This window comes from Leptospira kemamanensis (assembly GCF_004769665.1).
Lineage (GTDB): Bacteria > Spirochaetota > Leptospiria > Leptospirales > Leptospiraceae > Leptospira_A > Leptospira_A kemamanensis.
On sequence record NZ_RQGG01000013.1, the window covers coordinates 169,751 to 180,171 of the forward strand.

The following is a 10,421-nucleotide window of genomic DNA, read 5'->3' on the forward strand; positions in this document are numbered from 1 at the left end:
GAAAATTCATTCGCAGAGTAATTTTCTTCCAGAGATTTTACAGTTTCTGGATTTTCCTTCCTCTAATAAAACTCCGATACCTTCTTGGCCATCGGAGCTAAAGTCACCTGATACGGATTTACCATCTTTGAACGTATAGGTTCCTTTTCCATTGATTTGACCGTTTTGAAATTCCCCAACGTATTTATCCCCGTTTTTAAATGAATACTCTCCAGGGCCTTGTTTTTTATCTTCCACATAGGTTCCGTTAAACTTTTCCCCATCGGCATATAAAAAATTTCCACTTCCATCTCTTACATCATTTTTAAAAGAACCTGTGTATACATCTCCATTGTCGTATACATATTTACCTACGCCGTTGACGCAGTTGCCTTCGATACAACCGAATTTTTTTCCACCTTTTTCAGGGTCTTCTAAATTGGCACTACGTGAATTTGATTTCGAATCTTGGTCTTTCCCATCTGTAGATTCTTTTGTATCATTGGATGCACAGTTAACGAATAAAAAAACGAATACAATTCCCAAAAGGATAGTTTGCCGATAAAATTTCATAATTACTCCAAATCCGTCTCTATTGGACAGGTCTAAAATAAAAAATCAATTCAAAAAGTAGTTTTGGATGGATTGAAACGGATCAGGTGACCCATCATTTTGGCTCTGTTTTTCCTTTTTTGTATTTTCCTGATTCTGTAACTTTTCCCATTTGGTAAACAAATCTTTATCGTTTGGCAAATCGGATACGAAACGGCTAACGGACGTAAATCGATTTTTTTCATTTGTGACCGGATAGGTTAAGTACAGGGTAGATTTGGCCCTGGTGATTGCCACATACAACAATCTACGTTCTTCTTCCAATTCTTGCACTGTTTTGATTCTGTGATTAGGTAAAATTCCTTCCACAACTTGCATGGTCACCACATACTTCCATTCCAATCCTTTTGCCGAATGGATGGTGGAAAGAGTGACAAATTCATTTTCCTTATCGTCTAGAGATCCAATTTCCTTTCCTTCCACTGGATTTAAGACCAATTGGGAAAGATATTCAGTGAGATTGGTTTCTTTTTTCGAAAGGAACCGGAGTGCTTCTAAATCAGGTTTTCGTTTCTCAGCATCATCGTATGTGTTCTCGAGAATTGGTAGATAATGAGTTAAAATCTGTTCTAAAATTTGATATGGGTTCGATTGTTCTTTTGGAATTGCATGCAAACATTCTAATAATTTGACAAAAGAAAGTTTTGTTTGTTCCGGAAATCCCAAAAAGAAATTAGGATCATTTTTGTAATCAAAATGATTTGTTTCCAGTTGTTTGTATAAAAGGTGAGCATATTTTTTACCAATATGATCTTCCAGTAACAAAATACGATTCCATGAAAGAATGTCCTTTGGATTTTCGATTACTTTTAAATAGGCAATGGTATCCTTGATATGTGCTAAATCTAAAAATCGTTTTCCACCATACTTACGATATGGAATTTTTTTAGCAGTCAATTGCATTTCCAATAGGTGTGAAGAGTATCCTGCCCGAAAAAGAACCGCCATATCAGAAAATGATTCTCCATTTTCACTCAGTTCTAACAATAATGAGGAAATCCATTCAGCTTCTTCTTCCAGATTTTCTAATTTTACTAAAAAAGGTTTTTCTAATAATTTTGGTTTATTAGAAAAAAGATTTTTTTTATAATTTTCTTTACTTCCTTCTAAAACCGCATTGGCAACATCTAAAATAGGTTGTACACTTCGATAGTTTTCTGTTAGTTGAATGATCTTTGTGTTTGGGAAAATTTTGGGAAAATCCAACATATTTCGAACATTGGCACCACGAAATCCGTAGATACATTGAGCATCATCTCCAACCACCAGAATATTTTGGTGTTTACTTGCAAGCAAACAGGCGATATGTGCTTGGATTCGATTTGTATCTTGGTATTCATCCACAAGGATATATTGGTAAACCGAAGCCATTTTTTCGCGGATGGTTTCGTCCGACATCAAGATACTTCTTGTGAAATCGAGTAAATCATCAAAATCCAATGCATCGTGTTTTCGTTTGAATTCGATAAACTTGGTTTTGATTTCTTGGATCTCTTTGGTTAACCCGATAAACATTGGGTATTCTTTTTGGATGAGTTTATCTAGTGAGATTTGCAAATTAAAACTGGTAGAAAAAATTTCCGCCAAGGTTTCTTTTTTGGGGAATCGTTGTTTTGTATTAGGTGTGACGATTTGATCTCTTGCCATCCCCACAAAACCCAAGGTGTCTTCCTCATCTAAAATTGTAAAATTAGGATGTACGGAAATAGAATGCCCATACCGACGGAGAAACAATTGGCAAAAGGAATGAAAGGTTCCTCCCTTTACAGACATCATCCTTTGGTCAAGGATTCCCGCGGCACGACCAAGCATTTCCTTGGCTGCTCTTCGAGTAAATGTGAGTAGGAGAATGGATTCAGGATTTGTACCTGTTTTGACAAGGTGGGCAAGTTTGTGTACAAGTGTATTGGTTTTCCCCGTACCTGCACCAGCGACGACTAAAATGGGACCATCTTTTGTGTGTACCACTTCGTTCTGGGCATCATTTAAATCCATCGTCACAATACAGAGATTTGTTGTCTGGTTTCTGTTGACAAACGGAAATTATTCTGTTTGATTGTTTGGACTGGTAATGTAAAACAATGACAACAATGGTTGGCACCGAAAAAGAAACAGATGTAAAGAAGATTCTCGTAGTAGAAGACGAGAGGATCATTGCCATTAATATTTGTTCGACATTAAAACAATATGGTTACCAAGCAAGTTATGTGTCAGAAGCAAACGATGCCTTGGAACAAATTGAAGCGGAACATTTTGATTTGGTTCTCATGGACATCATGTTAAATGGTCCCATGGATGGAATTGAAATTGCGGGAAGAATCAAACGCACCAAGGAAATCCCTGTCATTTATCTCACAGCGTATTCCGATGAAGCCACCATCAACCGTGCCAAAACCACAGAACCTTTTGGATACTTAATCAAACCCTTTAATAGCCGGGATTTGTACATCTCGGTAGAAATGGCCATTTATAAATCCCAAGTACAAAAACACATTCGTGTTGTGGAAAGTAGACTTGCGGAAAATCAAAAATGGGAAACCATTGCCCTTGTTGCTTCGGGAATTTCCCATGAAGTGAATAATCCTCTCACTTCCATACTAAATTTGGCAGACCTCATCGCTTTAGAAGCGAAAAAAACTTCGAACACTTCCTTAAAAGAAAAAGCAGACAAAATTACAGAAGAGTCAGAACGAATTGCAAAGATTGTCAAAAATTTAGTGTCCTATTCGCAATCGACCAACTCGCAGTGGACGTATTCAAATCTGGTGAGCATTTTAAGTGACACACGATCTTTTTTACACCAATACTTTTTAAAAGAAGGCATCCAATGTGAATTGGAAATGGGGGACATTCCTCATGTCTATTGCCAACCGCAGAAAATCAAACAAGTCCTTCTCAATCTCATCCAAGATGCAAGGCTTCGTGTGAACACAAGAGAAGACTCGATTGGCAGAAAAATTGCTGTTTCCCTCTCGATAACCGAAGACAACGGAAATGAATTTGTGGAAATCAAAATCAAAGACAATGGGGGAGAAGATCTGATGATGGGAATCTCCCAAATGAACTCCCTGGATGTCACAAGAAGTATCATTGCAGAACACAAAGGGAACCTCAGGCGGGATGATCTACAATCCGCTTGGATTTTCACCTTGCCTGTCGTGAAGCCAATTTAGTTTGGAAATAAGGACTAAGGATGACCCAAGAGAATGGGCTTTTTTTCCTGTTTAGGCATTTCTATCATTTTAAAGAACAACTCAATTCGGTTGGAATGCAACATCCAATTGTCTTCCGATAAAAGACCTGCTAAAAAGAAATTGAAATCTTTGTAGTGCGCAAAGGAAATTTGAGGGTTTTTCGTAAAATCCAGAAGAACGGCTAAAGCCAAACGATTGGCACTCTCCAGAGGTCCAAATCCATCCGTTGTGATTTGGATGGAAGGTTCCGGTACTTGGACACAGTGTTCTTCGATTCCCTCTCTAATTTTTAGAGTGTACCGCAGAGTACCAGGGATTCTTTCGCCAGAGTAGGTTTTCGCCATTCAAAACTCACCTATGCCCAAAGATTCAAGCCCTTAGATTATGTCCATTTCAGAGAAACTTATGCAACCTCTTTTTTGTATGGATGGAGGAGATTCTACCTCGAATTTCTACCTGGTTTTCCATTGATTTTTTCGATAGGTGTAAAACTGTCGTTCTATACTTCTGAAGCCCGCTGTGCAAAAATCCATTCGTTTTCTCATCCCTATTTGTTCTTTGCTCATCGGAATGGAAATTCTGGCACAGGATACGAATGGCTTAAAATTACTCTTTCCTGACCAAACTTTACTCTCAAAAAACCAACAAGAAGAAGAGAGAAAACAAACCACGGCTCAAATCCAACGAGGAATTGTGCGAAAATCCGTGGATGCGATGACGGACAGAGAAGTAGAAGACAATCTTCGTAACTTAGGATTGAATCCAACGGGAACAATTTATAGTAAACGGGAAAGACTTAGGGAAGCGTTAGTCCCACCCGAAGAACAACCGTTAACTCCCGAATCACTCCTCAGCTCTCAACCTAAAAAAGGTCCCCCGATTCAAATCCAAAACGCGGCGGAAGGGCAACTCTTAAACATTGATAAAACCAAAGGTGGTGTTCTTGTTTTAAGAGGGAAAGTTCGAGTCAAAATCAAAGCTGGTGAACTGGTTGCTGATTCTGTATCCATCGATTCGGCAAGGCAAGAAATCTATGCGGAAGGTGGTGTCGAGTACAAAGATGGAAATGCCAAAGTAGTGGGAGATCGTATGATTTACGATCTCAAACTAAACCAAGGTGTTGTATACAATTCGAAATTGAGTATGTTTCCCTCACACTTCATTGGGCAAAAAATCAAACGATTAGATGAAAAACGATATTTATTAGAGATGGGTTACTTTACTGCTTGTAATGCAGAATTGCCACATGAATCGTTTCAGGCAAAACGAATCATCATCCATGATGATCGTACGGTCGTAGCACAATGGGTATCTTATAAAGTAGGTGGAACCACTCTATTTATGTTCCCTCTCCTTTATAATTCGGAATCAGGAAATGGTGTTACCACACAATTTGGTAAAAACAATTCCCAAGGATACTTTTGGCAGAACTCATACCAATGGTCTGACTCTTATCCTAACAACTTATTTTTAGCAAATGGATATAAGTTTCGTTTTGATGTGTATGAAAAAACAGGACAAGCTGCCCAACTGGAGATGTGGAAACTCTCTCCAATCCTCAATTACAATATCAATTTAGGATATGCAAATTATAAAAATAACGCCATCACACCTGTTTATGAAGATCGATTTAAAAACCTTGGAATTGGAAATGTTGCCGTCACAAATAATGTAGATAAAGGAGAGATGTTTCCCAATTCAGGACTCCCTTACCGCAATACAGGCGTTAACTATGATCCATGGTGGAAAGCTGATTTAAGGTTAAACGCAAAATTTAATGATTTTTCAAAAGATGCTACACGTAACTTCCAAGTGCAATATGAAAACTACAGCAATCGATTGTTTGATTATGAATTTGGAAATCGTTACCAACCATCCAATTCCTTACAATCAATGTATACCTATCGAGATGTTCGGTTTGGTCTCATCCGTAACTTACTTAACTGGAACTTCAATTATACGGAAAACAGAGGAGATTTAAGTGTTGGAATTTCGATGAGTCGAACGCTTGTCTACCAAATCCAAGCCAATCAATACTTTGCAGCACAAGATACTTTACCTGCAGTTACTATTCGTAACTCAAGTAACATCGGTCTCGTTCCAGGAACAGCAAGTCCAATTTATTGGGATATGTTATTCCAAACCAATATCAACCGAATTTATGGTCCACCACAACAAAAGGTAAACCCAATCAATGGGGTTGTGGATCCTAGAAGCCAATTTCAAGACTATGTGTTACGTTCCCAAACCAATGTGATTGGGGAAACAGGACTTCGTTCTCCGATTGCAGTGGGAACGTATGTTTCTTTCACGCCTTCTGTTTATATGGGAGCAACAAAACAAACAGTGGAATTTCCTGGAACAGGCAGTGAATTAAATGGACCCGACCGAGATGTAAACCGTGCTTACGCAACATTACTCAAACAACAATCTTATCAATATGTGCGTCAATCCCATACGGTTCGTATGGGAATTCCAGAAATCTTTTTGTCTACCACCTATCGCCGTTTAGATGCTGATAAAGCAGAAGCAAAAGATCCGATCTTAGGAAATTTACGCCAACACGAAGCTGAATTGTCATTAGAAAGTTATGCATTAAATGATTGGGATATTTCTGTAAGAACCATTCGTGATTTAAGACAATTTTCTTCCGCGTACAATCCTGGACTTACAAATATGCAACGTTGGTATTATACTGTTGTAAGAGTGGGTGGTTTTTTTGATTTTGTTGATGGATTTACCACGAGACGACCTAGTTTACTCGAAAGAAAACGGAATTTTTATTCAGGTCTTTTCGTTAACAATGATTATGTTCACCATACTCCCCAAAATCGATCTTTATCAAACAACCTAACTTTATCTTATAAAATGGGTGGTTTTTCTTGGCCTATCATTCGAGCCTTCCGAAGTTTAGAAATTGGTTCTACGTGGTATCATGTTTATAAAGACAGTTTCCTCGACAGTTATCGTTTTTTCTTTAAAACAGATGTGAAAGTAACAAGATATACGGGTGTAGAACTTGAACTGGATTCCCGAGTCACTGAACCTTGGCGCTTAACTGCATTAGCACAAGGGCAGTTTTATGCCCTCAATACAAGTCCGGAATTATATACTTCACAAACAGGAACCAATTACGACCAAACAACAATTTGGGAAGACCTTGCGGCAGGAACGGGTGCCCAAGGACAAAATGAAAGGCAAAAAACTGTATTTAATATCAATCGGTTTATGATGACCTTAAAAATGGACCTACATAACTGGGAATACCGTTTGGGATATAGTATGAATTTACGGGCGTTACCTGGTGGTTTAACACTTAACAACCAATTAACTTTCTATGACCAATCCGTTTATTTATCTGTGAACCTCACCAACTTCAGTTTTGGAGATTCCGCATCCGCTCAAGCGACAAGAGTTCGTTTGTATCGATTTAGAAAACGTCCTTTGGATGGGACAACGACAGACTTAACGGAATAATTATGTTAAAAGAAAGAAGCCAATCCTTTAAACTTTTGTTTCTGGTTACTGACTTTTTTATCGGTTTAACTAGTTTTTTATGTGCTTATGTGATTCGGTACTATCTATCACCTGACTCAAGTTTTCAAATCCAAACCATTGAACCAGTTTACTATTTGATTTTAGGAATCGTTCTTGGGTTTTCTCAAGTGTTATCTTTTTTATCCATCGATTTGTATCATCCCAGAAGAGGTTTATCGTTTTCGGATGAATTATTTGCTATCATATCAGGTGTTGTTTTAAATTTACTTGTTGTACTTTCCTTACTTTTTTTCTTTCGAGGAGAAAGTTTTTCACGCCTTGTCATTGGTTATTTTGCTGTTTGTACTGTCGTTCTAACTTCTTTTTCTCATTTTGTTTTAAGAACCTTTATGCAATATTTAAGAAGTAAAGGTTACAATCTTAAGGCAGTTCTCATCATAGGAACGGGAAAATCTGCTATCAATTTTTCGAAAACATTAGGCAAACATTCGATTTACGGTTATACAGTAAAAGGTTTTGTATCTGGTAAAAAAAACCTCTCACCCAAAATCATTCAAACCGTTACAACGACAAAATCACTGGAATCCTTTGTAGAAAATAACCATATTGATTTAATCGTATATGCTCTTTCTCACGAAGAAGGGGATTCATTGAAAGACGTCATCGATATTGCAGACTTTCATGGAATTGATTTAAAAGTAATTCCTAGTTATGAAGAAATTGTAACTGCCAAAGGAAGAGTGGAAGTTCTGGATGGAATTCCTATCATTTCCATCCGAAATATTCCACTTCGTTTAGGATACAATTTGGTATTAAAACGAAGTTTTGATATTGTTTTTTCCTTAGTTTTTATACTCTTATTTAGCCCTTTTTATCTTCTCATTGCACTGCTTGTCAAACTAACAAGTAAAGGTCCCATCTTTTACAAACAAGAACGAGTTGGTTTGGACAACAAAGTATTTGGAATGATTAAATTTCGTTCCATGGTGGTACAAGCAAAAGAGAAATCAGATACACTTTGGACAGTCAAAGACGATCCCAGAGTTACTGCAGTCGGCGCCATTCTCCGTAAACTTTCATTAGACGAAACACCGCAATTTTTCAATGTCTTGTTAGGTGATATGTCAGTAGTGGGTCCAAGACCTGAACGTCCTTTTTATGTAGAAAAATTTCGAAACGAACACCACCAATACATGCGTAGGCATGCTGCAAAAGCGGGAATTACTGGTTGGGCACAAGTCCAAGGATTTCGTGGTGATACTTCCATTGAAAAGAGAATCGAAGCTGATATATTTTATATAGAAAATTGGTCATTGTTACTTGATATCAAAATCATTTTACTTACACCACTGAAAGCGATCATAGATAGGAATGCATATTAGGAAGCCATATGGATGAAAAAGAACTTAAAAACATTGCAAATTTAGCAAAACTCAATATCGAAGAATCCGAAATTGCTGGGATGTTAAATGATTTCTCTCGTATCGTACAATACGTTGATGAAATCAAAAACTTGGATACATCCAAAGTTGGTGATGATGAAATTTACGAACAAATTTTCTACGAACTTAGGAAAGATCTAAGCGAAAACGCTTTAAAACGAGATGATTTAGCTAAAATTGCACCTTCGTATGAAAATGGTTATGTGGTCGTGCCAAAGGTAATTGAAACATGAAAGATTTAATTTATTTATCCTATTCTGAAATCAAAAAAAAGTTAAATGATGGATCCTTATCATCAAAGGATTTGACATCTGCATATCTGAAACGAATTGAAGAAACCGATTCCAAAATCAAAGCATTTCTGGAATTGGACAAAACTAAAATCTTAAAGCAAGCGGATGAAAGTGATAAACGAAGAAAAGAAGGAAAACTTCTTTCTGAATTTGACGGAATCCCAATAGGAATTAAAGACAATATTTGTATCACAGGTGAGATCACTTCTTGTTCGTCCAAAATTTTAGAAAACTTTCGTTCCCCATATGATGCAACTGTGATCACAAGGTTAAAAGAGAAAGGGTTTGTCCTATTTCCTAGATTGAATATGGACGAATTTGCTATGGGATCTTCCACAGAGAATAGCGCTTTTCAAACTTCTAAAAATCCATTTGATCCAGAACGAATTCCCGGAGGATCTAGCGGTGGTTCGGCGGCAGCAGTCGCAGCTTCGATGTTACCAGTATCCTTAGGATCTGACACTGGTGGATCGATTCGCCAACCTGCTTCTTTATGTGGAATTTGGGGTTTAAAACCTACTTATGGACGAGTGAGCCGTTATGGACTTGTGGCATATGCTTCCAGCTTAGACCAAATTGGACCATTTTCCAATGATATGGAAGGAATCTCTGATTTACTTCAAATTCTATCTGGCCTCGATCCCAAAGACCAAACCACTGCAAAAGTAAATCCATTTGAAAGTAATTCTGTTGTTGAAATCGACTGGAAAGGGAAAAAAATTGGAGTGATGAAAACGGAAGAGTTTAATTTCTCCGAAGACGTAAACACACGTTATCTGGAAGTGTTGAAATCTTTAGAATCCAAAGGAGCAACTCTTGTCCCATTAGACTTTTCTCTCTTGAAGTTTGCAATTCCTGTATATTACCTCATTGCCACAGCTGAATGTTCCTCCAATTTAAGTCGCTTTGATGGAATTCGATATGGACTGCGAAAAGAAGGATCTGGAAAACTAGATGACCTTTATTCTGATTCTAGAACTGCTGGTTTTGGAAAAGAAGTCAAACGAAGGATATTACTCGGAACATTTTCTCTCAGTTCCGGATATTATGATGCATATTATGGGAAAGCACAAAAAGCAAGAGTTCTCATTCGTAAACAATATGCTGAGTTTTTTAAATCAGTAGATGTCATTGTACAACCAACTTCTCCAACTACAGCATTCAAAGTCGGAGAAAAAACCAAAGACCCGATCCAAATGTACCAAGCAGACATCTTAACAACATCGGTTAACCTAGCAGGTGTTCCTGCAATCAATTGCCCGGCTGGTTTAGATCAAAACGGATTACCGATTGGCATCCAATTGACTACTTCACATTTCGATGAATCAAAGTTACTTGGTTATGCTAAGTCACTTGCAAGTTTAGAACTTTGTAAAATTTCATTACCCAAAGAGATTCCATAA

General features: G+C 37.5%; 8 protein-coding genes. 5 read left to right on the top strand and 3 right to left on the bottom strand.

The annotated features are described in order from the left end of the window. Positions 1-6: 6 nt before the first annotated feature. Both EHQ59_RS05445 and EHQ59_RS05450 read right to left on the bottom strand, forming a co-directional pair. Positions 7-552, bottom strand: a complete 546-nt coding sequence (locus tag EHQ59_RS05445; protein ID WP_135618210.1) for an MORN repeat-containing protein — start codon at positions 550-552, stop codon at positions 7-9. A gap of 45 nt (positions 553-597) precedes the next feature. After that, positions 598-2,586 (bottom strand): ATP-dependent helicase, encoded by a 1,989-nt coding sequence (locus EHQ59_RS05450; RefSeq protein ID WP_244245398.1) that lies wholly within the window; start codon positions 2,584-2,586, stop codon positions 598-600. A gap of 86 nt (positions 2,587-2,672) precedes the next feature. Here EHQ59_RS05450 and EHQ59_RS05455 point away from each other — a divergent pair, with 86 nt between their 5' ends. Beyond that, positions 2,673-3,764, top strand: a complete 1,092-nt coding sequence (locus tag EHQ59_RS05455) for a response regulator (protein ID WP_135618213.1) — start codon at positions 2,673-2,675, stop codon at positions 3,762-3,764. Between the two features lie 14 nt (positions 3,765-3,778). Here EHQ59_RS05455 and EHQ59_RS05460 read toward each other — a convergent pair whose 3' ends face one another. Then, positions 3,779-4,129: a hypothetical protein gene (locus tag EHQ59_RS05460; RefSeq protein ID WP_135618214.1), complete on the bottom strand. Its 351-nt coding sequence runs from the start codon at positions 4,127-4,129 to the stop codon at positions 3,779-3,781. Positions 4,130-4,355: 226 nt separating this feature from the next. On the opposite strand from EHQ59_RS05460, the gene EHQ59_RS05465 reads away from it, so the two are divergent. The 4 genes from EHQ59_RS05465 to gatA are packed head-to-tail and all read left to right on the top strand — an operon-like array spanning position 4,356 to position 10,421. Beyond that, positions 4,356-7,262, top strand: coding sequence for an LPS-assembly protein LptD (locus EHQ59_RS05465; RefSeq protein WP_135618216.1), 2,907 nt, complete (start codon positions 4,356-4,358; stop codon positions 7,260-7,262). Between the two features lie 2 nt (positions 7,263-7,264). After that, positions 7,265-8,665: an undecaprenyl-phosphate glucose phosphotransferase gene (locus EHQ59_RS05470; protein WP_135618218.1), complete on the top strand. Its 1,401-nt coding sequence runs from the start codon at positions 7,265-7,267 to the stop codon at positions 8,663-8,665. An 8-nt stretch (positions 8,666-8,673) separates the two neighbouring features. Beyond that, entirely contained in the window at positions 8,674-8,958 is a 285-nt protein-coding gene (gatC, locus tag EHQ59_RS05475) for an Asp-tRNA(Asn)/Glu-tRNA(Gln) amidotransferase subunit GatC (protein WP_135618220.1), read from the top strand. Further along, entirely contained in the window at positions 8,955-10,421 is a 1,467-nt protein-coding gene (gene gatA / locus EHQ59_RS05480; RefSeq protein ID WP_135618222.1) for an Asp-tRNA(Asn)/Glu-tRNA(Gln) amidotransferase subunit GatA, read from the top strand. The genes gatC and gatA overlap by 4 nt, the downstream gene beginning before the upstream one ends.